Below are 24,942 nucleotides of genomic sequence, written 5' to 3' on the forward strand. Positions count from 1 at the left end.
CACCTCCGGTACTCACCCCCATGATGCCCGGACCGGAGGCGGTGAGCCTGGTGCTGTCGTGACCACCCTCGCGTGGACGGGGCGAACCGGGGTTCTGGCTGGGGTTCCGGGTGCCGACGATCGTTCTCGGTGATCGACGAACCCCGCTGGAAAGGACTCCCGTGTCCGTCACCGAAATCGAGGCGCCCGCCCGGCTCAGCCCCCGGCTGCGGCTGGTGCTCGTGCTGCTGCTCGCCACGCAGTTCATGCTCGCCGTGGACTTCGCCATCCTGAACGTCGCGCTGCCGGTGATCGGCGGGAACCTCGGCTTCCCGCTGGGGCACCTGCAGTGGATCGCGACGGCGTTCGCGCTGTGCGCCGCGGGGTTCACGCTGTTCTTCGGCCGGGTCGCGGACCTGTTCGGCCGGCGCCGGCTGTTCCTCGGCGGCCTGGTCGTCCTGGGCGCGGCCTCGATCCTGGGCGGGCTGGCGCGGAACCCGGAGATGCTGATCGTCGCCCGCGTCTTCCAGGGCCTGGCCACCGCCGCCGTGACGCCGGCCGCGCTGTCGCTGATGACGGTGTCGTTCCCGGAGGGCCCGTTGCGCCAGAAGGCGCTCGGCCTCAACGGCGCGCTGATGTCCAGCGGCTTCACCGCCGGCGCCATCCTCGGCGGCGTGCTGACCGACCTGCTGTCGTGGCGGTGGGCGTTCTTCATCAACGTGCCCGTCGCCCTCGCCGTGCTGCTCGTCGCCCCGACGGTGATCAAGGAGTCGCGGCCCGACGAGCGCCCCAAGCTCGACGTGCCCGGCGCCGGCACCGTGACGCTCGGCCTGCTGGCCGTCATCTTCGGGCTCACGCAGGCGAGCGAGGCGGGCTGGGGTTCGCCGGCCGTCCTCGGGTCGCTGGCGGCGGGTGTGGTGCTGCTGCTGGTGTTCTACGCCGTCGAGCGCAAGGTGTCCGCGCCGCTCGTCCCGCTCACCGTGCTCCGCAGGCGGTCGGTGGCCTGGGGCAACGTCGCGGGCCTGATCGCGTTCCTCACCGAGTGCTCGCTGGTCTTCCCGCTGACGCTGTACTTGCAGGATGTGCTCGGCTTCTCCCCGCTCGCCGCGGGACTGTCCTTCGGCGTCCTCGGCCTGGGCACGGTCACCGGCGGCGTCTTCGCCCCGAAGGTCATCGGCAAGGTCGGCAGCAAGCGGACACTGATCATCGGCGGGATCCTGCAGACGGTGTTCACCGCGGCGCTGCTCGGCCTCGGCGACGACCGCTCGTGGATGGTCCTGATGCTGATCGCCAGCTTCGCCGGCGGCGTCGGCAACATGCTCGTCATCGTCGGGTTCATGGTCACCGCCACCTCGGGGCTGGCCGACCGCGAACAGGGCCTGGCCACCGGCCTCGCCACGATGACCCAGCAGGTCGGCATCACGATGGGCACGCCGATCATGAGCGTCGTGGTCACTTCCGCGGTGGCGGGCACCGGAGCCACGGCCATCCTCGGCGGCCTGAAGGCGGCGATCGCGGTGAACGCCGCCATCGTGCTGCTCGGTCTCCTGACCAGCGCGTTGTTCCTGCGCAGCGACCGGGCGCGCTGACCGAAACGGCCGGGCAGGGACTCCCCTGCCCGGCTGTTTCGCGGCGCTCCTCAGGCGGCGGACGTCACGCCGTGTCGCGCAGGTCGAGGGCGTTCTCCGGGCGCATCGTCGCCGGCAGGCTCGCCAGCGGCGGGCGCCGCGGGGAGGTCAGGTCGGTCAGCACGAGTTCGCGTTCGACGCCGGTCTCCGACGCCCCGCGCCGGAACTGCGCGAGCAGCGTCGCCGGCGGGATCGCGGTGACCAGGCGGCCGTAGTGCTCCAGGCGGTCGAAGAGCGTCTGCATGATCTGCCCGGACATCCGGCCCAGCGCCTGCGTGCTCTGGTGCCGGTGGGCGCGGTGGCCGAGGTCGACCTGGGCGAGCGCGTCGAGGCCGCGCAGCTCCAGCAGGTCGATGAGGTGCCCGATCTCGACGCCGTAGTTGACGACGAACGGGATGCTCTCGAGCACCTCGCGGCGGCCCGCGTACTCGCCGGCGAGGGGCTGCACGAACCCGGCCAGCTCCGGCCAGAACATGTTGAGCAGCGGCCGGGCGACGAGCTCGGTGACGCGGCCGCCGCCGTCGGCCTGGTCGCCGAGCGGACGGTGGTAGAAGCCCTTGACGTAGGCGACCGCCGGGTCGGTGAGCAGCGGGCCGAGCAGCCCGGTGACGTAGTCGGTGGTGAAGTCGTGGAGGTCGCCGTCGACGAAGACGACGAGGTCGCCGGTCGTCGCGGCGACGCCCTTCCACAGCGCTTCGCCCTTGCCCTGCTGCGCGGGGAGGCCGGGGAAGACGGCGTCCTGCGCGACGACCCGGGCCCCGGCCGCGGCGGCGACCTCGGCGGTGGCATCGGTGGAGTGGCTGTCGACGACGAGGATCTCGTCGACGAGCAGGCCGTGCAGCTCCTCCCGGATGGCGGTGACGATCGCCCCGACGGTGGCTTCCTCGTCGCGGGCCGGGATGACGACGGAGACGGTGGTCCCCCGCTTCGCGGCGACGAGCTCGTCGACGGTCCAGTCGCCGGCTTTGCTGCTGCGCCGGGCGAGCCAGGTGCCGACCTCCGGCGTCACCTGCAGGCGAGCGTTGCGCATGCTTTCCCCTTCCCTCGGTCGTCTCCGAGGTTCGAGGTGCCGCGTTTCGACGGTGGCGCCCGGGTGCTACCGCGGTGTTACGAAGTGGCGGGTCCGGTTAACGCGACGGGCCGAAAACCGGCTGACCGCCGTGGCGGCGCGGCCTAGGCTCGCGGCCGATGAGCCACTCCTTCAGCATCGACGGCCCGGACGTGTGGAACCCGTCCACCGGCCCCGGCACGTTGTTCACGCGCCTCGCCGAGGCGTTCGTCCCGATGGCCGGGCCGTCCGGGATCGGGGTGACGCCCGGCGACCCCGACGACCACCCGATCGACGGCGCGACCTTCGCGGAGTTCACCGACGCGCTGATCACCGAGTACCGCGCGACCTCGCACCCGATCCAGCGAGCGCTCTTGGAGGGATTCGCGGCGACCGCGGCCGTGCTGGCGCGCCGCGGCGGGCTCACGCTGCCCGCTCTCAACGGGCCGGCGGCGGTGTCGTTCCGGGACATCCCGGGTGACGGAGCGGCCGGGCCCGACCGGCTCGCCGAGCTGATGGCCGGGCACGAGCGCGCGATGCCGGTGTGATCGAGCCGAACCGGCCGTTCCGCTGGGACCTCGTGCGCCCCGACCACCTCGGCTCGCTGCCGGCCGGCGGGCCCGAGCCGGACCTGTGGTTCCTCGACGACCTCGTCGACTGCGCGGCCAAGGTGCTCGCCCGGTCCGACAACGGCGAGCTGTACTTCGTCGGCCGGTCCGCGGACTCGGTGTTCGACCTGCTCGGCGGCGCGCTGCCGGACCCGGGGCGGCTGCGCCTGCTGCCGCTGTCGACCGCCTCGATCGACGACTGGCCGGGTGGCCGCCTGCACCCGGCCGAAGTGGCTCAGCTGCGGACCAATCTGGGCGCGCACGGGCTGAGCCCGGCCGTTCTCGCTCACGGTTCCCGGCCGATCGTCTTCGTCGACGTCGTCTCGACGGGCCGGACGCTGAAGCAGCTGCTGGACGTCTTGCGCGACTGGGCCGCCGACGACCGCGCGGACTGGCCCGCCGTGCTCCGCCGCATCCGGATCGTCGGCCTGACGCGGCGCAGGCGAACCAGCCCGAACACCTATCGGTGGCAGCAGCACGCGGACTGGACGCGGACCGTGCCGATCCGGAACGTCTCGGTCGAGCCGGCGTTGTTCGGCTACCTCGCCGACTACCAGCCCAAGCTCACGCGGTCGTTCGGCCGGTACCTGTGGGCCGCCGCGGAAGTCCGCGAACCGGCCCGCGACGACCGGACCCGCCGGGCGCTGGCGGAAGCGGTCGCGATCGTCGAAGCCGGCCGCACCCCGGCCGTGCGCGAACGGCTGGCCCGGGTGCTCGAGCGCGAGCCGGCCATTTCCGAGCCGTGGCTGCGGGACCTCGTCCGGCGTCTTCTTCGAACGCCTCGGACCTGAGCGTGGTGCCAAGCGATCCGGAAGAGCCGCACCGCCGCCCGCTCGGGGTCGCCGGGCAGCTGACCCGTCAGGCGTCCTCTTCTTCCAGCATCTCCGGCGTGACCGCGGACTCCGTGTCCGGGATGTTCAGGTCCTTCGCCCGCTTGTCCGCCATCGCCAGCAGCCGGCGGATCCGTCCGGCGACCGCGTCCTTCGTCATCTGCGGGTCCGACAGCTGGCCCAGCTCCTCCAGGGACGCCTGGCGGTTCGACAGCCGGAGCTTGCCCGCCGCCAGCAGGTGGTCCGGGGCCGTGTCGCCGAGGATCTCCAGGGCCCGCTCCACCCGGGCCGCCGCCGCGACCGCCGCGCGGGCCGAACGGCGCAGGTTCGCGTCGTCGAAGTTCGCCAGGCGGTTGGCCGTCGCGCGGACTTCGCGGCGCATCCGGCGCTCTTCCCACTGCAGGACGCTCGTGTGCGCGCCCAGGCGGGTCAGCAGCGCGCCGATCGCGTCGCCGTCGCGGACCACCACCCGGTCAGCTCCGCGCACCTCGCGCGACTTCGCCTGGATGCCCATCCGGCGCGCCGCGCCGACCAGGGCCAGCGCAGCCTCCGGGCCCGGGCACGTCACCTCGAGCGACGACGACCGGCCCGGTTCGGTCAGGGAGCCGTGCGCGAGGAACGCGCCCCGCCACGCCGCTTCCGCGTCGGCCACTCCCCCGGACACCACGGCCGCGGGCAGCCCGCGCACCGGGCGGCCGCGCTGGTCGATCAGCCCGGTCTGGCGGGCCAGGCCCTCACCGTCCTTGACCACGCGCACGACGTACCGGGTGCCCTTGCGCAGGCCGCCGCTCGCGGTGATGACGTGGACGTCCGAATGGTGGCCGTACAGCTCGTGGATCTCCTTGCGCAGCCGTCGCGCGACCGAGCCCGTGTCCAGCTCCGCCTCCACGACCACCCGGCCGGCCACGATGTGCAGCCCGCCGGCGAAGCGGAGCAGTGACGCGACCTCCGCCCGGCGCGGCCCGATCTTCGTGATCTCCAGCCGGCTCAGCTCGTCCTTGACCGCGGCGGTCATCGCCATTGCTGCCCCTCCCTGCCTTTCGCTCCTCCCCCGTGCTCCCCGCCGAGACCGAGAGCCTCCCGCATGCACAACGCGAGCGCATCAGGATCATGCCGTCCCGCCACTTCGGGGTCGGCCACCGCCCCCAGGTGCGCCCGGCCGCCGAGCCGTTCCGCCGCGCGCCGGAGATTCGCCGGGTCGGGCACGGAATCGCGGTCCGCGATCACCGCGTCGACCCGCAGATCGGGCGCGTGCTCGAAGAGTACGTCCAGGTGCCGCTCCGGTGAGAATCCCGCGGTTTCCCCCGGCTGGGGGACAAGGTTGAGCACGAGCACCTTCGTCGCGGCGGTCCGCACGAGCGCGTCGTGCAGCCCGGGCACGAGCAGGTGCGGCAGAACGCTCGTGAACCACGACCCCGGTCCGAGGAAGACGACGTCGGCGTTCAGCACCGCCTCGACCGCTTCTTCGCACGCCAGCGGCGGCCGCCCGCCCCGGCCCGACGAGTGCAAGCTCACGCGCTGGACCTGACCCGGCGTCGACGCCACCGCGACCTGGCCGCGGATCGTGCGCAGCGCCGCCGGGTCCTCGCTGTCGAGGCCGCTGACCTGACCTTCGATGTCGAGGGGCTCCGGCGACATCGGCAGCACGCGGCCCGAGACGCCCATCAGCCGGCACGCCTCGTCGAGCGCGGCGACCGGGTCGCCGAGCACCTCGAAGAGCCCCGCCAGCAGCAGGTTCCCCACCGCGTGGCCGGCCAGCGCGCCGTCGCCGCCGAAGCGGTGCTGGAACACCTCGGCCCACAGCGTGCCGCCGTCCTCCGCGGCGAACGCGGCGAAGGCCTGCCGGAGGTCGCCCGGCGGCAGCAGCCCGAGCTCGCGCCGCAGCCGGCCGGACGATCCGCCGTCGTCGGCCACGGTCACGACCGCGGTGACGTCGGGGGTCACCCGCCGCACCGCGGACAACGTGGCGTGCAGCCCGTGGCCGCCCCCGAGGGCGACCGCGCGCACGTTATTCACGACCAAGGTCGCGGTGCACCACCTTCACGGCCATACCGTCCTCTTTGGACAGACGCTGGGCGAGCTCCACGGACAGCGCCACGCTGCGGTGCTTGCCGCCGGTGCAGCCGACGGCGAGCGTCAGGTACCGCTTGCCCTCGCGCTTGTAGCCGGCGCCGATCAGCCGCAGCAGCTGGTGGTAGCGGTCCAGGAACTCCTCGGCGCCCTCCTGCGAGAGGACGTAGTTGCGGACCTCGCCGTCGAGGCCCGTGTGTTCGCGCAGCTCCGGGATCCAGAACGGGTTCGGCAGGAACCGGACGTCCATCACCAGGTCGGCGTCCATCGGCAGGCCGTACTTGTAGCCGAAGGACAGCACGGTGACCCGGGTCTGGGTGCTCGCCTCGGACCCGAACGCGTCCTCGATCTTGGCGCGCAGGTCGTGCACCGACAGCGAGGACGTGTCGAGCACCAGGTCGGCCTCTTCGCGCAGCGGCTCCAGCAGCGTCCGCTCCGCCGTGATGCCGTCGGCGAGCCGGCCGTCACCCTGCATCGGGTGACCGCGGCGAACGGCCTCGAAGCGCCGTACCAGCACGGCGTCGGTCGCCTCCAGGAACAGCACGCGCGGCTTGTAGCCCCGCGCGTCGAGATCCTTGATGACCGAGGCGAGGTCGTCGGTGAACGCGCGCGAACGCACGTCCATGACGACGGCCACCTTCGTGATCGCGCCGCGCGCCTGCGCGCCCAGCTCGACCATCGTCGCGATCAGCTCCGGGGGCAGGTTGTCGACGACGAACCAGCCCAGGTCCTCCAGGCACTTGGCCGCCGTGCTGCGGCCCGCCCCGGACAGCCCGGACACGACCGCGACCTCCATGCCGGACCCGCGGATCTCCTCTTGCGCACTCACTGTCTTTCCCTACTCCCCTGCTTGTGTGCCGTTGCCCGCACCGGACTCCCCGGCCAGCGCGGCGACCACGGCCTCCGCGGTACGCCTGCCGAAGCCGGGCACCGCCTCGATCTCCTCGACCCTGGCCTGCTTGAGCTTCTTCACCGAGCCGAAGTGCTTGATCAGCGCGGTGCGGCGAGCCTGCCCCAGCCCGGGCACACTGTCCAATTCGGACGTCACCAGCCGCTTGGAGCGCTTCTCGCGGTGGTAGGCGATGGCGAAGCGGTGGGCCTCGTCACGCAGCCGCTGCAGCAGGTACAGCCCCTCCGACGTCCGCGGCAGGATCACCGGGTCCGGGTCCGCCGGCAGCCACACCTCTTCCAGCCGCTTCGCCAGCCCGACGACGGCGATGTCGGTGATGCCGAGCTCGGCCAGCACGTCCGCGGCCGCCGTGGCCTGCGGGCCCGCGCCGTCGACGACCAGGAGGTTCGGCGGGTAGGCGAACTTCTTCGGCCGGCCGGTCTCCGGGTCGAGGCCGGGCTTGCTCGTGTCCTCCGCCGTTTCCTTGAGGTAGCGGTAGAAGCGCCGGCGCACGACCTCGGCGATCGACGCCACATCGCCCTCTTCGGCCGCCTCTCGCAGCGCGAAGCGCCGGTACTCGGACTTGCGCGCGAGCCCGTCCTCGAACACGACGAGCGACGCCACGACGTCGCTGCCCTGGATGTGGCTGATGTCGATGCACTCGATGCGCAGCGGCGCGGTGTCGAGGGCCAGGAACTCCTGCAGCTCGGTCAGCGCCGCCGAGCGGGCCGTCAGGTCGCCCGCGCGCCGCAGCTTGTGCTGGGTGAACGCCTCCCCCGCGTTGCGCTCGACCGTCTCCGCGAGGGCCTTCTTGTCGCCGCGCTGCGGCACCCGCAGCTGGACCCGCGAGCCGCGCAGCCCGCTCAGCCACTCCGCGACCGCGTCGGCGTCGGCCGGCAGCTCCGGCACCAGCACCTCGCGCGGGACGACCGGCCCGGCGTCGACGTCGTCGCGGGCGTCGAGCTCGGCCTCGTCGCCGTAGAACTGGGTGAGGAAGTGGTCGACCAGCGCCGGGACGTCCATCTCCTCGGCCTTGTCGATCACCCAGCCGCGCTGGCCGCGGACCCGGCCGCCGCGCACGTGGAAGACCTGGACGGCGGCCTCGAGCTCGTCGTGCGCGAAGGCCACGACGTCGGCGTCCGTGCCGTCGCCCAGCACCACGGCCTGCTTCTCCATGGCGCGGCGCAGCGCGCCGAGGTCGTCGCGCAGCCGGGCCGCCCGCTCGAACTCGAGCTCCGCGGACGCGGCCGCCATCTCGGCTTCGAGGCGCTTGATCATGACGTCGGTCTTGCCGGCGAGGAAGTCGCAGAAGTCCTCGACGATGTCGCGGTGCTCGTCGGCCGACACCCGGCCCACGCACGGCGCGGAGCACTTGTCGATGTAGCCGAGCAGGCAGGGCCTGCCGATCTGGCCGTGGCGCCGGAACACCCCGGCCGAGCAGGTGCGGGCCGGGAAGACGCGCAGCAGCAGGTCGAGCGTCTCGCGGATGGCCCACGCGTGCGCGTACGGCCCGAAGTACCGGACGCCCTTCTTGCGCGCGCCGCGGTAGACGTGCAGGCGCGGGAACTCCTCGTTCAGCGTCACCGCGAGCATCGGGTAGCTCTTGTCGTCGCGGTAGCGGACGTTGAACCGCGGGTCGAACTCCTTGATCCAGTTGTACTCGAGCTGGAGGGCCTCGACCTCGGTGGTGACGACGGTCCATTCGACGCTCGCCGCCGTCGTCACCATCTGGCGCGTGCGCGGGTGCAGGCCGGAGAGGTCGGCGAAGTAGGAGTTCAGCCTGCTGCGCAGGCTTTTCGCCTTGCCGACGTAGATGACCCGCTTGGTCGCGTCACGGAACTTGTACACGCCAGGGGCATCCGGGATGCTCCCCGGCGAGGGACGGTAGGTGGTCGGGTCAGCCACGTTGTCAAGACTATGGGGCGGCACCGACAGTTCTCGGCAGGCCCCCGTTCGCACCGCCGGAAGTAGGGTGTTCGTCCGGTTGCGACCTTCGTCGGTGTCCCCCTGGGTGACGCGGTGGTTACTTTCCGACCGGCCGCTCCGGTCCCCCTCCGAAAGGATCACCGCCGTGACCTCTCTCCGTCTCCTCGGTGCCGCTTCCGCGGCCGCCGTCGCGCTGACTCTCGCGGGTGGCGCCGTGGCTTCCGCCGGCGTCCAGCCGAACATCGTCGGCGGCTCCACCGCCCCCACCGTGTCGTGGGGCGCCCAGGTGTACGTGAACACCCCCGGGCGCGACTACCAGGGCTTCAACTGCTCGGGCACGGTCATCGCCTCGCGCTGGGTGCTGACCGCGGTGCACTGCCTCGACCAGGACGGCTCGGGCATGTACGTCCGGGTCGGCAGCAACACGCTGCTGTCGGGCACGAAGATCGCCGTCGACAACGAGTACGAGTCCCCGAACGGCGACATCGCGCTGCTGCACCTCGCGTCGGCGACGAGTGCTTCGCCGATCTCGCTGGGCAGCTCGGACCCGGCCACCGGCAGCACCAACCAGATCTACGGCTGGGGCCGCACGACGCCGACCGGCCCGCCGGCGACGTCGCTGAAGACGGCGAACGTCCAGGTGACCGGCCGGTCCACGGACGCCTACGGCGGCCGCGCGATCCAGAGCGTCGGCATCAACGGCTCGGCATGGAAGGGCGACTCGGGCGGCCCCGAGGTGTCGGGCGGGGTCCAGGTCGGCGTCGCGTCGACGGTCCAGAACCAGAGCGGCTCGAACACGCGCGGCACGAACAACTACGCGAGCGTGGCCGCGAGCCGCTCGTGGATCCGGACGACCGCGGGCGTTTGAGTCCCCGGGGCGGTGCTTCGGCGCCGCCCCGGTTCTGTCGGTGGGGTGTGGGATGCTCGCGGGCATGCGGATCGCCACCTGGAACGTGAACTCGATCGTCCCCCGCCTGCCGCGTGTGCTGGGTTTCCTGGAGGAGACGGCGCCGGACGTGCTGTGCCTGCAGGAGCTGAAGACCACGACGGAGAAGTTCCCGCTGGCCGAGGTCGAGGCGCTGGGCTACGAGGTGGCGGCGTACGGGCTCGGGCGCTGGAACGGCGTCGGGATCGTCTCGCGCGTGGGGTTGTCCGACGTGGTGCGCGGGTTGCCGGGCGAGCCGCAGTTCGAAGACGCCGCCGAGGCGCGTGCGGTGGGCGCCACCTGCGGCGGCGTGCGGGTGTGGTCGGTGTACGTGCCGAACGGGCGCGAGCCGGACAACCCGCACTACGCGTACAAGCTGGAGTGGCTGGAGGCGTTGCGGTCGCTGGTTTCTTCGGAGCTGACGGCCGATCCGTTCGCGGTGCTGGGTGACTTCAACGTGGCACCGACGGACGCGGACGTCTGGGACATCGCGTTGTTCGCGGAGTCGACGCACGTGACGAAGCCGGAGCGGGACGCGCTGGCCCGGCTGCGGGACCTGGGGCTGTCGGACGTCTTCCCGCGGCCGTTGAAGTACGATCACCCGTTCACGTACTGGGATTACCGGGCCGGGAACTTCCCGAACAACAAGGGGATGCGGATCGACCTGGTGTACGGCAACGAGGCGTTCACTTCCGCGGTGACGGATTCCTATGTGGACCGCAACGCGCGCAAGGGAAAGGGCCCGTCGGACCACGCGCCGATCGTGGTCGACCTGGACCTCTGACCCGCCGGGCCGGCGCTCGCGGGCACGGCCGAGATGACGTGAATGACTCATTCATGACGCCTGACGACAGGGTCCCGGCAAAGTCGTGGCCGCGCGGCCTGCCCGGCGTCGCGGCGATGTCATGAAAGGGTCGTTCATGTCGTCTGACGAGGTGAACGTCCCGTTCATTACGTGCGGGCGACCGGATCGCCCGCGCTGACCTGACTTTGCCGGAGCCCTGACGCCTGACGACAGGGTCCCGGCACACTCGTGGCCGCGCGGCCGGCCCGGCGTCCCGGCGATGTCATGAAAGGGTCGTTCATGTCGTCTGACGAGGTGAACGACCCGTTCATGACGTGCGGGCGACCGGATCGGCCGCGCTGACCTGACTTTGCCGGAGCCCTGACGCCTGACGACATGAATGAGTCATTCACGTCGTCAGGGCGCCGGCCTCCGCGACCGGCGCCGCCGCAGGACGCCGGGTCAGCCGCCGGTGGCCGCTCGGTGCAGTTTTCGCAGTGCCCGCACCGCTTCCACCGCGCGGGCCCGGTCGACCGCCTGGATCGCCATCACCGCGTGGTACTCGTCGTCCGGCAGCTCCAGCCGCGCCCACGAGGCACCGTCCGGGAAGCTCACCGAAAGCACCTCAGTCCACGCGAACCGCCGGGTGACCAGCACGTTCCGGACCTCGATGCCCTCTTCGTCCGCCCGCACCCGGGCGATCGCGAACAGCATCACGCCGCACGCCAGCAGGATGCCGATGCCGATCATCGCCGCCTGGTCGGAGCGCTGGAAGTGGACGCCCGTGTTGCCGTTGCGCAGCAGCACCGCCACCACCACGAACACCGCCAGCAGCGCCACCGCCAGCACGCTGCACATGATCAGCGCACGCCGCGGGCGGATCACCAGGAGAGTCTTCACGGTCACACGAAACCCCGCTCGGTCCACGGCTGGCGCAGGCTCTTCAGCACGTGGGCGGTGTCCAGGGCCGCGACCGTCGCCTCGTAGCCCTTGTCCTCCTTGGCACCCGGGCGGCCCGAGCGGTCGACTGCCTGCTCGTGCGTGTCGCACGTCAAGACGCCGTTGCCGACCGGAGTGCCCTCGTCGAGCGCCACCCGGGTCAGGCCCGCCGTCACCGCGTCGCACACGTACTCGAAGTGCGGGGTGCCGCCGCGGATGACCACGCCCAGCGCCACCACCGCGTCGTGGTTGCGGGCCAGCGCCTGCACCACCACCGGCAGCTCGATCGCGCCCGCGACGTGGACGACCGTCGGGTCCTCCTCCAGCTCCGCCTCGCGGGCCGCGACCAGCGCCCGCTCCAGCAGGACGTCGGTGATGTCCGCGTTCCACTTCGTGGCGACGATGCCGAGCTTGAGGGACTTGCAGCCGGTCAGGTCCAGGGAAACGTCGGGACGGCCTTCGCCGCTCACAGTGCTCCTCCGTCAGGGTGCTCGGTGCCGGCGCCGACCTGGTCGTAGTGCTCCAGCTGGGCCAGGTCGTGGCCCATCCGGTCGCGCTTGGTCCGCAGGTAGCGCAGGTTCTCCGGGTTCGGCGAGATCGGCAGCGGCACCCGCCCGGTGACGCGCAGGCCGTAGCCCTCCAGGCCGATCCGCTTGGCCGGGTTGTTCGACAGCAGCCGCATGGTGCGGACGCCGAGGTCGCACAGGATCTGCGCGCCCGTGCCGTAGTCGCGGGCGTCGGCCGGGACGCCCAGCGCGAGGTTCGCGTCGACGGTGTCGGCGCCGTCGTCCTGCAGCTGGTAGGCCTGCAGCTTGTGCAGCAGCCCGATGCCGCGGCCCTCGTGGCCGCGGATGTAGAGCACGACGCCGCGGCCTTCGGCGGCCACCGCTTCCAGGGCCGCTTCCAGCTGGGGGCCGCAGTCGCAGCGCAGCGAGCCGAAGACGTCGCCGGTCAGGCATTCGGAGTGGACGCGGACCAGGATGTCCTGGCCGTCGCCGATCTCGCCGTAGACGAACGCGACGTGCTCGATGCCGTCCAGGAGGGAGTCGTAGCCGACCGCGCGGAACGTGCCCGCGGAGAGGGGGATCCGCGCTTCGGCGACGCGCTCGACCTGCTTCTCGGTGCGGCGGCGGTAGGCGATCAGGTCGGCGATGGTGATGATCGCGAGGTCGTGGTCGGCGGCGAAGACCTCGAGCTCGTCGCGGCGCGCCATGTCGCCTTCGTCCTTCTGCGACACGATCTCGCAGAGCACGCCGGCGGGGTGGAGCCCGGCCAGGCGGGCCAGGTCGATCGCGGCCTCCGTGTGCCCCGGCCGCCGCAGCACGCCGCCCTCCTTCGCCCGCAGCGGGACGACGTGCCCGGGGCGGCGGAAGTCCTTGGCGGAGGACGCCGGGTCGGCCAGCAGCCGGATGGTGTGCGCGCGGTCGGCCGCGGAGATGCCGGTGCTGATGCCTTCGGCGGCGTCGACCGTGACGCTGTAGGCGGTGCCGCGCGCGTCCTGGTTGGTGTGGAACATCGGCGGCAGGTCCAGCCGGTCGGCCTCGGACTCGGTCAGCGGCACGCAGATGTAGCCCGAGGTGTAGCGGACCATGAAGGCCAGCAGCTCCGGCGTCGCCTTCTCGGCCGCGAAGATGAGATCGCCCTCGTTCTCGCGGTCTTCGTCGTCGACCACGACGACCGGACGACCCGCCGCGATGTCGGCGATCGCCCGCTCGATGGCGTCGGCGTCGAACACCGCCCCGGTGCCGCACGGGCTCCAGCCCGCCTCGGGTTCTGCCGCGCTCGTCTCACTCATGACCGCTCCTCCGTGCCGCCGTCCCGATTCTGCACCTGGTCGCGGATATGTGCCTCGGCCAGCTTTTCCACGTACTTCGCGACCACGTCGACCTCGAGGTTGACCAGGTCGCCGGCTTCACGGGCGCCGAGGGTCGTCACTTCGAGCGTGGTCGGGATCAACGCCACCTTGAACCGGTCGTCGGTGACGGCGGCGACGGTGAGGGAGATCCCGTCGACCGCGATCGAGCCCTTTTCGACGACGTACCGCGCGAGGTGCGCGGGCAGCGAGAACGTCGTGACGCCGTCCTCGTCGCGACCGAGGAACGTCCCGGTGCCGTCGACGTGGCCCTGCATGATGTGCCCGCCGAGCCGCCCGCCCGCGGGCGTGGCGCGTTCCAGGTTGACCCGGTCGCCGGTCGCGACCTTGGCCAGGCTCGAGCGCTGCAGCGTCTCGTTCACGACGTCGACGGTGAACTCGCCGCCGGAGACCTCGACGACCGTGAGGCACACCCCGCTGACCGCGATCGAGTCGCCGTGCCCGGCGTCGCTGGTGACCAGCGGGCCGCGTACGCGCAGCCGTGCCGCGTTGGTCAGCTGTTCGACCGCGGTGACCTCGCCGATCTCCTCGACTATGCCGGTGAACACGTCCGCTGCCTCCTTGTGAGCCGGTCCTCCCATCCAACACCCGCCGCGGCCCCGGGGCTTCCCCGGTGCCGCCCGGGGTCAGCCCGCCCGGCCGCGGGCCGCCTGCTCGCGCAGCGCGGCGACCGCCTTGCCCGGGTCGCCGGCGCCGTAGACGGCCGAGCCCGCGACGAAGCAGTCGACGCCCGCCTCGGCGGCCTGCTCGATGGTGTCGGTGTTGATCCCGCCGTCGATCTCGACGACCAGCTTGAGGTGCCCGGTGTCGACCAGCCGCCGCGCGGTGCGGACCTTCTCCAGGACGTCGGCGATGAACGACTGCCCGCCGAAGCCCGGCTCGACGGACATGACCAGCAGCGTGTCGTAGTGCTTGAGGGCGTCCAGCCACGGCTCGAGCGCGGTGCCCGGCTTGAGCGACAGGCCCGCCTTCGCACCCGCGGCGCGCAGGTTCTTCGCCAGCGCGACCGGGTCCTTCGCGGCCTCGGCGTGCACGGTGACGTTGTAGGCGCCGGCCTCGGCGTACCCGATCGCCCAGCGGTCCGGGTCGTCGATCATCAGGTGGCAGTCGATCGGCACGTCGGTGCTCTTGAGCAGCGCCTTGACCACGGGCAGGCCGAGGGTCAGGTTGGGCACGAAGTGCGCGTCCATGACGTCGACGTGGACCCAGTCGGCGCGGGTCTCCCCGGCGCCGGCCACGGCGGCGATCTCCTCGCCGAGCCGGGCGAAGTCCGCGGACAGGATGCTGGGGGCGATCAGGGGTCGGTCTGCCACGTCCTGAGTGTAGGAGGAGCGTGCTAACGCTCACTAACCGGTTGTGACCAGGATCTGGCTCCGCGGAGGGAGGTGTGCGCCACTGCGGCGGCAATAGGGTCGCCGCATGTCCGGATTCCTCCGTTCCCTGGCGCGGCTCGGCAGCTACCGCGCCCTCCCGTTCGCCGTCGCGGGTGCCCTCGTGATGGTGCCGGTGTCCCCGTTCGCCTTCGCCGCGGCGGTGTCCGTCGAAGCCGACTCGCGGGTGCGGGCGCTGCTCGCCCTGGTGGCCATCGCGGTGCTCACGGGACTGCTGGGCCTGCTGGGGCCGGTGCGGCGCGCCGGCGTCGGGCTGGCGAACCTCCTGCTCGGGACCACCGTCCCGGCCCCGGCCGGGCGCCCCGACGCCGGCTCGCGGCTGCGCTCGGGCCTGTGGCTCGCCCTGCACACGCTGCTCAGCGGGGTGCTGCTCACCGTGCTCGCGTTCCTCGGGCTCGGCCTGCTCGTCCCCGCGGTGTGGCTGGCCGGCGGGCAGGACCGGATCAGCCTGTTCTGGGACGAAGTCCCGCTCGGCGCGTGGACGGTCCCGTTCGGCCTCGTGCTGCTCTTCGGCACGCTCGTGCTGGTCGCGGGCGCCACCCGCGCGTTCCGCACCGGCGCGGAAGCGCTGCTGGGCCCGTCCGACAGCGAACGCGCGGCGCTCGCCGAGCGCCGCGCGGCCGTCCTGGCCCAGCGCAACCGGCTGGCCCGCGAGCTGCACGACTCGATCGGGCACACGCTGACGACGTCGACCATCCAGGCCGCCGCCGCGGCCGAGCTGGTCGAGGCCGACCCGGCCCAGGTGCGGCGCGCGCTCGGCACGATCGAAGAAGCGTCTCGAAGCGCCCTCGAGGACCTCGACCACGTTCTCGGCCTGCTGCGCGAGGAACCCGCGGCGAAGGAGCCGACCCGGACGCTGACCGAGGTCGACGTCCTCGCCGTGCGCGCCCGCGAAGCCGGGCTCGACGTCCGGCTGACCGTCACCGGGCCGGTCGCCGGGCTGCCCGCCGCGGTGTCGCGCGAGGGGTACCGGATCGTCCAGGAAGGCCTGACCAACGCGCTGCGCCACGCCGGCCCGGGCGCGGTCGACGTCCGCGTCGAGGCCGGTCCCGAGCGCCTGGCGATCGCCGTCGTCAACGCGCTGCCCGGTGGGGAGCCGCGGCCGGGGCGGCGCGGGCTGACCGGGCTCGCCGAGCGCGTCGAAGCCCTGCGCGGCGAGCTGGACGCGGGCCCGGACGGGCCGCGGTGGCGGTTGTCCGCGACGATCCCGCTGCGGACGCGGGCGTGACGCCCACCGTGCTCCTGGCCGACGACGAGCCGATGGTCCGTACCGGCCTGCGGGCGCTGTTGGAGCAGCAGGGCATCCCCGTGGTCGGCGAGGCGGCCGACGGCGCCGAGGTGCTGCCCGCGGTGCGCCGCGCCCGGCCGGACGTCGTGCTGATGGACGTCCGGATGCCCGGCACGGACGGCATCGAGGCCACCCGGCTGCTGCTCGCTTCGCTCGAGGACCCGCCGAAGGTGCTCGTCGTCACGACCTTCGACAACGACGACTACGTGCACGAAGCGCTGCTGGCCGGCGCGAGCGGGTTCCTGTTGAAGCGGGCGCGCAAGGAGGAGATCGCGCACGCGGTCCGGACCGTCGCGGCCGGGGAGTCGCTGCTGTTCCCCGAGGCGATCCGGCGCCTGGTGACGGCCCGGCCGCCGGGCGGGACCTACGCGAAGGCCGCGAAAGCGCTCACCCGGCGCGAGGCCGAAGTGCTCCGGCTGATCGCGCGCGGGTCGTCCAACCAGGACATCGCCGCCGAGCTGGTGATCAGCCTCGAGACCGTGAAAACCCATGTGGGCAACATCTTCGGCAAGCTCGGTGCGGCCAATCGCAGCCACGCGGTGGTGATCGCGTACGAAGCGGGCGTCGTCCGGCCGGGTCACATCGAAGCCCGGTAGGGCAGGCCCCCGGAGGTTTCCGGCGGCCTGCCCCATGCCCCCTGGTGCGCCGGCTCCCTAGCGTGGGAGCACCGAGACACCAGGGGGTTCTTCATGCGGAAGTCAGTGCGGATCATCGCCGCCGGCACGCTGGTCGTGCTGCTCGCGGCGACCACGGCGGCACCGGCGCTCGCGGCCGGTTCGGTGCAGGCGAGCTTGGACGTGCTCACCGCCCAGGACGGCGTGCCGGGCGCCGAAGCGGTGATCCAGGACGGCCACCGGACGCGGGTGGTGCGCAGCGGCGTGGGTGACGTCACGACGGGGAAACCGTTCCCGCGCAACGGTTCCTTCCGGGCGGGCAGCGTCACCAAGTCGTTCGTGGCGACCGTCGTCCTGCAGCTGGCCGGCGAGGGCCGGGTGAAGCTGGACGCGCCGGTCGAGCGGTACCTGCCGGGGCTGCTGCCGGACCGGCGGATCACCGTGCGGCAGCTGCTGCAGCACACGAGCGGCATTCCCGACTACTTGCAGGAATTCGATCTGAGCGACCCGGAATCGCTGCGCCACCGCGGGGCCGAGCCGGCCGAGCTGGTGGCGTTGGCGCTGAAGCACCCGGCGCTGTTCCCGCCGGGGACGGGCTGGTCGTACTCCAACACGAACTACATCGTCGCCGGGATGATCGCCGAGAAGGTGACCGGGCACGGGCTGAGCGACCTCATCGCCCAGCGGATCACCCGGCCGCTCGGCCTGCGCGACACGTACTTGCCCCGCCGGGGCGACGAGAAGCTGCCCGACCCGCACGCGGTCGGCTACACGCCGGATCTGGTGGATTTCAGCGACTTCGACGCGACGATCGCCGGGGCGGCGGGCGGTTTGGTCAGCACCCCGGCCGACCTGGACCGGTTCTACGGCGCGCTGCTGGGCGGTCGCCTGATCCGCCCGGCGGAGCTGGCCGAGATGAAGCGCACGGTCCCGGCCGATCTGGGCGTACCCGGGGCTCGTTACGGACTGGGCATCGGGAGCATCCCGGTGTCGTGCGGCGAGTTTTGGGGCCACGAAGGCGGGATCATCGGCTTCACCAACCTGGCCGGAGCCGGTCCGGGCGGCCGCCGGGTGACGGTGGTGCTGAACCAGAACCCCACGCCGGCCGAGACGAACGCGCACCTGCTGGCCGCGACCGACGCGGCGGTGTGCTCGTAGCCCGGCGGTCACGGGCGGCCGGCGTTCACCGTTCGCCGTTCACCGTTCGCGAGCGGCGCTACCGGCTGCGTGCGCCGCTCGCGGCCCGGAACTGTCGGTGCCACCCGGTAACGTGGAAAACGGGGGGCGCCCCCGCGGGCGGGCTCAGGGCAGCAGGTCCAGGGCCTCGGTCCACGGGCGGCCGACATCCAGCCGGTGCAGCGTCACGCCGGCGCCGGCGAGGGTGTCGAGGTGGCGCTGCCACGCCGGGTGGAACACCCGCGTGTCCTGGATCTGGTACGCCACCACGATCGTGATCCCCGGCGCGCCCAGCACGTCGCCGAGCACCGTCAGCGCCTGGTTGTCCGCGATCCCCAGCGCCAGCTTGGCCACCGAATTGGCCGACGCCGGCGCGAACAGGAACACCGACGGGTCCGGGTGCGGCCGCGGCTCCCCCGGCAACCGCGAAACGCTGCGGACCGGCAGCTCCACCGACGCCGCGACCTCGGCCAGACCGCCGGTCGACTCCAGCCAGCGGTGAGCCGTCGGCGTCAGCGTGATCGCCGGGCGCCAGCCGCGCTCGGCCGCGGGCCGGACCAGCTCGGCGGCGAACCGGGTGTCCAGCCCGCCGCACGAGCCGGCGACCAGCCCGAGATCCCTCACGGCTTGCGCAGCACGGCGCAGAACATCGCGTCGGTGCCGTGGCGGTGCGGCCACAGCTGGACGTACGGCCCGTCGCCCAGCTCCGGCACGCCCGGGAACAGCTCGCGCGCGTCCAGCACCTCGGCCTTCAGCCGCCGCGCCGTTTCGCCGATCACGCCCTCGGTCTCGGCCAGGTGCGGCGAGCAGACGACGTAGGTGAGCGCGCCGCCCGGCCGCAACAGCCCGTACGCCGCCGTGATCAGCTCGCCCTGCAGCTTGGTCAGGTCCGCGACGTCCGAGGGCTTGCGGCGCCAGCGCGCCTCCGGCCGCCGCCGCAGCGCGCCGAGCCCGCTGCACGGCGCGTCGACGAGGATCCGGTCGTAGCCCGGCTCCAGCCCGGACTCGCGGCCGTCGGCGACGTGCACCTTCACCGGAAGACCGCTCGTGGCCTTCTCGACGAGCTTCGCGCGGTGCGGCGCCTTCTCGACGGCGTCCACGGTCGCCCCGCTCAACGCCGCCAGCGCGCCCAGCAGCGCGGCCTTGCCGCCGGGACCCGCGCACAGGTCGAGCCAGCGCTCGTCGGAACCCGCCACGGGCACCTTCGTCGCGGCGATCGCGCACAGCTGGCTGCCCTCGTCCTGGACGGCGGCCAGCCGCTCGCGGACCGGCTCGACGTCGGCCGGGTCGCCGGCGCCCGCGGGCAGGCGCACGCCGTAGGGCGAGTACGGCGCCGGGTCGCCGCCGGTGATCGCGGCCAGCTCGTCGGCGCTGATCTCGCCGGGCCGGGCGACCAGGTGCACCTCGGGCCGGGCGTCGTCGGCTTCGAGCGCGGCCTTGAGGCCCGCGCCCTTGTCCCCCAGCGCTTCGGCGAACGACCGGGCGACCCAGCGCGGGTGCGCGGTGCGCAGCGCGTAGGCGCCGATCGGGTCGGTGGCCTCGTCCGGCGCGAGCTCGTCCAGCCACGCCGCTTCGTCCTTTTCGGACACCTTGCGCATGATCGCGTTGGCGAACCCGGTGGCCCACGAACCGGCTTCCGCGCGGACGAGGTCCACAGTGGACGTCACGGCGGCGTGCTCGGGGATGCGCGTGCGCAGCAGCTGGTAGGCGCCGAGGCGCAGCGCGTCGAGCACCGCCGGGTCGGTCTGCGAGAGCGGGCGCTCGGCGCAGGCGGCAATGACGGCGTCGAGCAGGCCCTGCGCCCGCGACGCGCCGTAGGCGAGTTCGGTGGCCAGCGCCGCGTCGCGGCCGGTGATCCGCCGCTCGCGCAGCAGGTCGGGCAGGACGAGGTTGGCGTAGGCGTCCTTCGTGCGCACGGCCGCGAGGACGTCGAACGCGGCCTGCCGGGGCGGGTCCACCTCCGGCGGGCGGCGGGGCCCTTCCTTGCGCGGCGCGGGGCGGCCCCGCTGCGGCCGCGACGGACGTCGTTCCCTGTGGTCGTTCACCGGAGGCGTTCTCCCTGCTCGATGCGTGATCCGCGAGCCCAGTCGGTGGCCGCCATCCGTTTCTTGCCGGGTGCCTGGACCTCGCCGAGCCGCAACGGCTTCGTCGCCGTCCCGACCAGCACCCGCTTGCGTTCGACCACGATCTCGCCCGGCGGCGGGCCGGGTTCGTCGAGCACCGTGACCGGGCCGAGCTTCAGCCGTTCCCCGCGGAACTCCGCCCACGCGCCCGGGTCCGGCGTGACCGACCGGATCTGCCGGTCGACCGCCGAGGCCGGGTCGGCGAAGGACACACGCGCGTCTTCGACGGTCACCTTCGGCGCGTAGCTGGTGCCCTCGGCGGGCTGGTCGCGGGCGACCAGGCTGCCGTCGGCCAGACCGTCCATGGTGGACAGCAGCAGCTTGGCCCCGGACTCCGCGAGCCGCCCGAGCAGGCCGCCGGCGGTGTCGGTCGCGCCGATCGCCTCGGTGACGACGCCGTAGACCGGGCCCGCGTCCAGCTCCTTGACGATCCGGAACGTCGACGCGCCGGTGATCTCGTCGCCGGCACGGATGGCGGCCTGCACCGGCGCCGCGCCCCGCCACGCGGGCAGCAGCGAGAAGTGCAGGTTCACCCAGCCGAGGCGCGGGATGTCGAGGGCGGCCTGCGGCAGCAACGCACCGTAGGCGACGACCGGGCAGGCGTCCGGCGCCAGCTCGGTCAGCCGCGCGAGGAACGCCGGGTCGCCGGCGCGCGCCGGCGTCAGGACCTCGATGCCGTACTCGTCGGCGAGGGCGCCGACCGGGGAGCGGACGACGCGGCGGCCGCGGCCGGCCTGCGCGTCCGGGCGGGTGACGACGGCGGCGACCTCGTGGCGGCCGGAGTCGAGCAGGGCGCGCAGCGCGGGGACGGCCGGCTCGGGGGTGCCGGCGAAGACGAGCTTCATCGGCCCACCCCCGGTGGGGAGGGTTCAGGTGGCTGGAACATCGGAGCCGAGTCTAGAAGGCCCACTCCAGCAGGGCGCGCTGTGGTTGTCCACACCGCTGCCGTGGTGTGGACAAACGGCTCCCGCCCCGGGCCTTCCCCGGCCTTCCGTCGGCGACCACCGATACGCTGGACTGGGGACGCCCCCCGGGAGAGGGTGGGGGCTGCGTTGGTGGCCCGGCGGCGCGGCGGGCGATCTCGTTCGCGCGGTCGAGGTCGCGGGCCGGATCGGCGCCCGGTACGCGGACCTGGAGCGCGGCAGCCTCGCGGCCTTCGACGGCGACACGATGATCGGCTACGTGAAGATCCGCTTCAAGCCGTCCGCCGACGAGGTCCACCGGGTCTTCCTGGACGGCGGGGTCCACCCGGCGCATCGCCGCCGGGGGTTCGGCGCCCGCCTCGTCGAGGCCGGGGTGGCCGCCGCGAAGGTCCTGCACGCCCGGCACCACCCCGGTCGGCGGCTCGTGGTGGACGTCCACCGGCCCGGGCACATCGCCGGGCTGGCCGAGCTGATGCGTTCGCAGGGCTTCGAGCCGGTCCGGTACTTCCGGCGCATGGAGCACACGCTGCGGGACGTCTCGCCGGTGCGAGCGCGGATCGAGCCGTGGTCGCAGGAGTCCGACGACGACTTCCGGCGGGTCCGGAACGCGGCGTTCGAGGACCACTGGGGCGCGGTACCGATGCCCACGGACCTGTGGCGGAACAAGATCGTCAACCAGACGTTCCGGCCGGAGATCAGCTTTCTGCATCGGGAGGCGACCGGGGCGGCGGCTGGCCTGCTGGTGACGATGTCGTGGGACGCCGACACCGAGGCCACCGGGATCCGCGACGCGCACTTCATGATCGTCGGGACGCTGCGCGAGCACCGGAAGCGCGGGTTCGCGACGGCCCTGCTGGCCCACGCGTTGCGCGCCGCAGCCGAGCAGGGTTACGACCGGGCGAGCCTGGTCGTGGACCCCGCGAGCCCGTCCGGCGCCTCCGGGGTGTTCGAGCGGGCCGGGTTCGTCCCGGAGGCGCGCTACATCCGCTGGGCCCTGGAAACCTGAGCGCCCCAAGGCGGCCTTCGGTGCGTCACACGCACCGAAGGCCGCCTTGGGTGCGTTAGACACAACCAAGGCCGCCTTGGGGCGCTTGCTACCAGCGGGTCGGCCACACCACCTGGGCCGCGCCCTGGCCGCGGCGGACCGGTTCCGCCGCCGCCAGCCAGCGGCCGTCGCGCAGGTGCTCGACCCCCGTTGCCGCGCCGATCTCCGCCGGCGCCGTCGAGAAGCCCTGGCCCCTCGCCTTCAGGTCCGCCGTCTCCGGCTGGTCCAGGAACGCCTGCTCGACCTGGGCGGCCGCCGAGTTCCGCTGCGACGCCCGCGGCGCCGCGATCGCGTCCTCCAGGGACAGCCCGCGGTCGAGGCGGCCGAGGATCACCTGCAGCACCGTCGTGATGATCGACGCGCCACCCGGCGAGCCGGTCGCGAAGAACGGGCGGCCGTGGTCGAGCACGATCGTCGGCGCCATCGACGAGCGCGGCCGCTTGCCCGGGCCGGGCAGGTTCGGGTCGGGCACGCCCGGCGTCACCGGCGTGAACGAGAAGTCGGTCAGCTCGTTGTTGAGCAGGAACCCGCGGCCCGGCACGACGATCCCGCTGCCGCCCTCCTGCTCGATGGTCAGCGTGTAGGCGACGACGTTGCCCCACTTGTCGGCGACCGTCAGGTGCGTGGTGTTCTCGCCCTCGTACGGCGTCGGCGCGGCGGTCGTGCCCGCGGCGCACGGTGCGGGATGGCGGGGGTCGGCCGGCGCGACCGGGCTGATCGCGGCCTTGTCCTTCGAGATCAGGCACGCCCGTGAGTCGGCGAAGCGCCGGCTCAGCAGCTGCTTGGCCGGGACGTCGACGAACGCCGGGTCGCCGATCCAGCGGTTGCGGTCGGCGAAGGCGAACCGCGTCGACTCCAGGAAGTACTGCAGGTAGTCGGCCTTGCTCGCGTGCTTCAGGTCGAAGTTCTCGAGGATGTTGAGCGCCTCGCCGACGGTGAGCCCGCCCGACGACGGCGCCGGCATGCCGTAGACGTCCAGGCCCTCGTAGGTCGCGTGGGTCGGGGTGCGCTCGATGGCGCGGTAGGCGGCGAGGTCCGCGGTCGTCAGCTTGCCGGGACGCACGTTCAGCGTCGAGGCCGGGTCCTTCGGCGGCTGCTGGACGGTCTTCGCGATGTCGGCGCCGATCGGGCCGTCGTAGAGCGCGTCGACGCCGTGGCGCTCGAGCTGCGCGTACGTCGCGGCGAGGTCGGGGTTGCGGAAGACGGTCCCGGGCACCGGCGGCGCGCCGCCGGGCAGGTACAGCGACCGCGTCGAGGGGAACGCGGAGAACCGCGCGGCGTTGTTCGCGATCTGCGTCTGGAACGTCGAGTCGACGACGAAACCCTTGCGCGCCAGGTCTTCCGCGGGCTTCAGGGACTTCGCCAGCGAGCGCGTCCCCCACTTGCGGAGGGCCTCGGACCACGTCGCGGGCGTGCCGGGGACGCCGACGCTGAGCCCGCTCGTGACGGCGTCGTTGAACGGCAGCGGCTGGCCGTTCTCGACGAAGAGGTTCGCGTCGGCGGTCTTCGGCGCGGTCTCCCGGCCGTCGAGCGTGTGGACGCGGTGGGTCTTGGCGTCGTAGTAGACGAAGAACCCGCCGCCGCCGACGCCGGCGGAGAACGGGTCGGTGACGCCGAGGGCGGCGGCGACCGCGACGGCCGCGTCGACGGCGTTGCCGCCGTCGCGCAGGACCTTCGTGCCGATCGCGGTGGCGTCGGCGTCGATGCTGGCCACGGCGCCCCCGAACCCGACGGCGACCGGGGACTTCGGCGTCGGGGTGGCGGCGACGGCGGGCGCGGCCACGCCGGCGGTGAGCGCGGCGGCAGCGGCCAGGACGAGCGTGGTTCGGCTCCAGTGCGCGGGCATGCGGGCGAGTCTGCCCCTCGGATCAAGCGCCTTCAAGACGCCAAAGGGCGCGGATCGGGCCGATTCGCCCGGTTTGCCAATGTTTCACATATTTCCCCAGACTTCGAAATTGCTTCACATGGAGCAGTGACGTTGTGGTACTCGCTGTAACAGAATCATGCGGCGCGGCCTGCACACCGCGCATCGCGAGGGCAACCGAAAGGAACAACCGAAGATGACTGCACCACGGAGGTGGCGCCGCCTGCTCGGCGCCGCTGTCGCGGTCTCGGCCTCCCTGCTGGCCGTGACCGCCCCCGGCGCTTCGGCGGCGCCGGACCCGGACAACCACGAGATGGGCGCGTCGATCCGCGCCCACGACGGGGTGGCCCCGGCGGGGCTTCTGCCGGCGTCGGCCGACGCGAGCGTCCCCGGCATCGACGTCAGCTCCTACCAGGGCAACGTCAACTGGGCGTCGTACTGGAGCGCGGGCAAGAAGTTCGCCTACGTCAAGGCGACCGAGGGCACGAGTTACCAGAATGCCTACTTCAGCCAGCAGTACACGGGCTCGTACAACGTGGGCATGATCCGCGGCGCGTACCACTACGGCCGCCCGGACACGTCGGGCGGCGCGGCCCAGGCGGACTATTTCGTCGCCCACGGCGGCGGCTGGTCGAAGGACGGCAAGACCCTCCCGGGCACGCTCGACATCGAGTGGGGCCCGAACAACGCGTGCTACGGCAAGACGCCGGCCCAGATGGTGGCGTGGATCAAGGCGTTCAGCGACGAGTACCACGCGAAGACGACCCGCTGGCCGGTGATCTACACGGCGACGAGCTGGTGGAGCCAGTGCACCGGCAACACGGGCGACTTCAGTTCGACGAACCCGTTGTGGGTGGCGCGGTACGCGTCATCGGCGGGGACTTTGCCGTACAACTGGGGCTTCTACACGTTCTGGCAGTACAGCTCTTCGCCCATTGACCAGGACCAGTTCAGCGCGGACATCACGCGGTTGAAGGTGCTGGCGACCGGCTGATCCCGACTCCGCGGGTTACGCGGGT

Annotated in this window: 24 protein-coding genes; 10 read left to right on the forward strand and 14 right to left on the reverse strand. The window is 72.8% G+C overall.

The features are described 5' to 3' along the window. Positions 1-161 precede the first annotated feature (161 nt). Positions 162-1,568: an MFS transporter gene (locus tag ABFJ78_RS20855; RefSeq protein ID WP_436388032.1), complete on the forward strand. Its 1,407-nt coding sequence runs from the start codon at positions 162-164 to the stop codon at positions 1,566-1,568. A 64-nt stretch (positions 1,569-1,632) separates the two neighbouring features. Here ABFJ78_RS20855 and ABFJ78_RS20860 read toward each other — a convergent pair whose 3' ends face one another. Further along, positions 1,633-2,637, reverse strand: a complete 1,005-nt coding sequence (locus ABFJ78_RS20860) for a glucosyl-3-phosphoglycerate synthase (protein ID WP_436388033.1) — start codon at positions 2,635-2,637, stop codon at positions 1,633-1,635. Between the two features lie 158 nt (positions 2,638-2,795). Between ABFJ78_RS20860 and ABFJ78_RS20865 the strand changes: the two genes are divergently transcribed. Both ABFJ78_RS20865 and ABFJ78_RS20870 read left to right on the forward strand, forming a co-directional pair. Then, positions 2,796-3,203, forward strand: coding sequence for a DUF6086 family protein (locus ABFJ78_RS20865; protein ID WP_436388034.1), 408 nt, complete (start codon positions 2,796-2,798; stop codon positions 3,201-3,203). Beyond that, complete coding sequence (locus ABFJ78_RS20870; RefSeq protein WP_436388035.1) at positions 3,200-4,054, forward strand: hypothetical protein; 855 nt, start codon at positions 3,200-3,202, stop codon at positions 4,052-4,054. Before ABFJ78_RS20865 ends, ABFJ78_RS20870 begins: the two co-directional genes overlap by 4 nt. A 67-nt stretch (positions 4,055-4,121) precedes the next feature. Here the strand turns inward: ABFJ78_RS20870 and whiA are convergent, their stop codons facing one another. From whiA to uvrC, 4 genes are read right to left on the reverse strand one after another with little or no spacing between them, the layout of a single operon-like run. Continuing rightward, positions 4,122-5,114: a DNA-binding protein WhiA gene (gene whiA / locus ABFJ78_RS20875; RefSeq protein ID WP_086671216.1), complete on the reverse strand. Its 993-nt coding sequence runs from the start codon at positions 5,112-5,114 to the stop codon at positions 4,122-4,124. Continuing rightward, entirely contained in the window at positions 5,105-6,100 is a 996-nt protein-coding gene (locus ABFJ78_RS20880; RefSeq protein ID WP_436388417.1) for a gluconeogenesis factor YvcK family protein, read from the reverse strand. Before ABFJ78_RS20880 ends, whiA begins: the two co-directional genes overlap by 10 nt. Before the next feature lies 1 nt (position 6,101). Beyond that, positions 6,102-6,959: an RNase adapter RapZ gene (rapZ, locus tag ABFJ78_RS20885; protein ID WP_003101350.1), complete on the reverse strand. Its 858-nt coding sequence runs from the start codon at positions 6,957-6,959 to the stop codon at positions 6,102-6,104. A 42-nt stretch (positions 6,960-7,001) separates the two neighbouring features. Further along, positions 7,002-8,957 carry an excinuclease ABC subunit UvrC gene (gene uvrC / locus ABFJ78_RS20890; protein ID WP_436388036.1) on the reverse strand — a complete coding sequence of 652 codons (1,956 nt, stop codon included), beginning with the start codon at positions 8,955-8,957 and terminating at the stop codon, positions 7,002-7,004. A 166-nt stretch (positions 8,958-9,123) separates the two neighbouring features. Between uvrC and ABFJ78_RS20895 the strand changes: the two genes are divergently transcribed. Beyond that, entirely contained in the window at positions 9,124-9,846 is a 723-nt protein-coding gene (locus ABFJ78_RS20895; RefSeq protein WP_436388037.1) for a S1 family peptidase, read from the forward strand. Positions 9,847-9,910: 64 nt separating this feature from the next. Continuing rightward, a complete protein-coding gene (locus ABFJ78_RS20900) occupies positions 9,911-10,687 on the forward strand; it encodes an exodeoxyribonuclease III (protein WP_436388038.1) in 777 nt (258 codons plus the stop codon). A gap of 462 nt (positions 10,688-11,149) precedes the next feature. Here the strand turns inward: ABFJ78_RS20900 and ABFJ78_RS20905 are convergent, their stop codons facing one another. The 5 genes from ABFJ78_RS20905 to rpe all read right to left on the reverse strand — a co-directional run bounded on the left by ABFJ78_RS20905 (position 11,150) and on the right by rpe (position 14,797). Beyond that, complete coding sequence (locus ABFJ78_RS20905) at positions 11,150-11,593, reverse strand: PH domain-containing protein (RefSeq protein WP_436388039.1); 444 nt, start codon at positions 11,591-11,593, stop codon at positions 11,150-11,152. After that, the gene (gene ribH / locus ABFJ78_RS20910) at positions 11,590-12,096 is read right to left on the reverse strand and encodes a 6,7-dimethyl-8-ribityllumazine synthase (RefSeq protein ID WP_436388040.1); all 507 of its coding nucleotides are present in this window, start codon (positions 12,094-12,096) and stop codon (positions 11,590-11,592) included. The genes ABFJ78_RS20905 and ribH overlap by 4 nt, the downstream gene beginning before the upstream one ends. Next, entirely contained in the window at positions 12,093-13,421 is a 1,329-nt protein-coding gene (locus tag ABFJ78_RS20915) for a bifunctional 3,4-dihydroxy-2-butanone-4-phosphate synthase/GTP cyclohydrolase II (protein WP_436388041.1), read from the reverse strand. Before ABFJ78_RS20915 ends, ribH begins: the two co-directional genes overlap by 4 nt. Next, on the reverse strand, positions 13,418-14,047 hold the full coding sequence (locus ABFJ78_RS20920) for a riboflavin synthase (RefSeq protein ID WP_436388042.1): 630 nt from the start codon (positions 14,045-14,047) through the stop codon (positions 13,418-13,420). Before ABFJ78_RS20920 ends, ABFJ78_RS20915 begins: the two co-directional genes overlap by 4 nt. A 78-nt stretch (positions 14,048-14,125) precedes the next feature. Further along, positions 14,126-14,797, reverse strand: a complete 672-nt coding sequence (rpe, locus tag ABFJ78_RS20925) for a ribulose-phosphate 3-epimerase (protein ID WP_436388418.1) — start codon at positions 14,795-14,797, stop codon at positions 14,126-14,128. A 121-nt stretch (positions 14,798-14,918) separates the two neighbouring features. Between rpe and ABFJ78_RS20930 the strand changes: the two genes are divergently transcribed. From ABFJ78_RS20930 to ABFJ78_RS20940, 3 genes are all read left to right on the forward strand, one after another. Continuing rightward, positions 14,919-16,118: a sensor histidine kinase gene (locus tag ABFJ78_RS20930; protein WP_436388043.1), complete on the forward strand. Its 1,200-nt coding sequence runs from the start codon at positions 14,919-14,921 to the stop codon at positions 16,116-16,118. Beyond that, on the forward strand, positions 16,115-16,774 hold the full coding sequence (locus tag ABFJ78_RS20935) for a response regulator (RefSeq protein ID WP_436388044.1): 660 nt from the start codon (positions 16,115-16,117) through the stop codon (positions 16,772-16,774). The genes ABFJ78_RS20930 and ABFJ78_RS20935 overlap by 4 nt, the downstream gene beginning before the upstream one ends. A gap of 93 nt (positions 16,775-16,867) precedes the next feature. Beyond that, positions 16,868-17,950 carry a serine hydrolase domain-containing protein gene (locus tag ABFJ78_RS20940; RefSeq protein WP_436388045.1) on the forward strand — a complete coding sequence of 361 codons (1,083 nt, stop codon included), beginning with the start codon at positions 16,868-16,870 and terminating at the stop codon, positions 17,948-17,950. A gap of 144 nt (positions 17,951-18,094) precedes the next feature. Here ABFJ78_RS20940 and ABFJ78_RS20945 read toward each other — a convergent pair whose 3' ends face one another. Genes ABFJ78_RS20945 through fmt form a run of 3 tightly spaced genes read right to left on the reverse strand, consistent with a single transcriptional unit; the run spans position 18,095 to position 20,936 of the window. After that, positions 18,095-18,592: a flavoprotein gene (locus ABFJ78_RS20945; protein WP_436388046.1), complete on the reverse strand. Its 498-nt coding sequence runs from the start codon at positions 18,590-18,592 to the stop codon at positions 18,095-18,097. Next, positions 18,589-20,013, reverse strand: a complete 1,425-nt coding sequence (locus ABFJ78_RS20950) for an RsmB/NOP family class I SAM-dependent RNA methyltransferase (RefSeq protein WP_436388047.1) — start codon at positions 20,011-20,013, stop codon at positions 18,589-18,591. The genes ABFJ78_RS20945 and ABFJ78_RS20950 overlap by 4 nt, the downstream gene beginning before the upstream one ends. After that, on the reverse strand, positions 20,010-20,936 hold the full coding sequence (gene fmt, locus ABFJ78_RS20955; RefSeq protein ID WP_436388048.1) for a methionyl-tRNA formyltransferase: 927 nt from the start codon (positions 20,934-20,936) through the stop codon (positions 20,010-20,012). The genes ABFJ78_RS20950 and fmt overlap by 4 nt, the downstream gene beginning before the upstream one ends. A gap of 202 nt (positions 20,937-21,138) precedes the next feature. Here fmt and ABFJ78_RS20960 point away from each other — a divergent pair, with 202 nt between their 5' ends. Next, on the forward strand, positions 21,139-22,020 hold the full coding sequence (locus tag ABFJ78_RS20960) for a GNAT family N-acetyltransferase (protein ID WP_436388420.1): 882 nt from the start codon (positions 21,139-21,141) through the stop codon (positions 22,018-22,020). Between the two features lie 88 nt (positions 22,021-22,108). On the opposite strand, the gene ggt is transcribed toward ABFJ78_RS20960, so the two are convergent. Then, positions 22,109-23,905, reverse strand: coding sequence for a gamma-glutamyltransferase (ggt, locus tag ABFJ78_RS20965; RefSeq protein WP_436388049.1), 1,797 nt, complete (start codon positions 23,903-23,905; stop codon positions 22,109-22,111). 214 nt (positions 23,906-24,119) lie between these two features. Between ggt and ABFJ78_RS20970 the strand changes: the two genes are divergently transcribed. Further along, on the forward strand, positions 24,120-24,917 hold the full coding sequence (locus ABFJ78_RS20970) for a lysozyme (RefSeq protein WP_436388050.1): 798 nt from the start codon (positions 24,120-24,122) through the stop codon (positions 24,915-24,917). Positions 24,918-24,942: the final 25 nt, after the last annotated feature.

The sequence above is a fragment of the Amycolatopsis sp. MEPSY49 genome, assembly GCF_051337345.1.
Taxonomy (GTDB): Bacteria; Actinomycetota; Actinomycetes; order Mycobacteriales; family Pseudonocardiaceae; genus Amycolatopsis.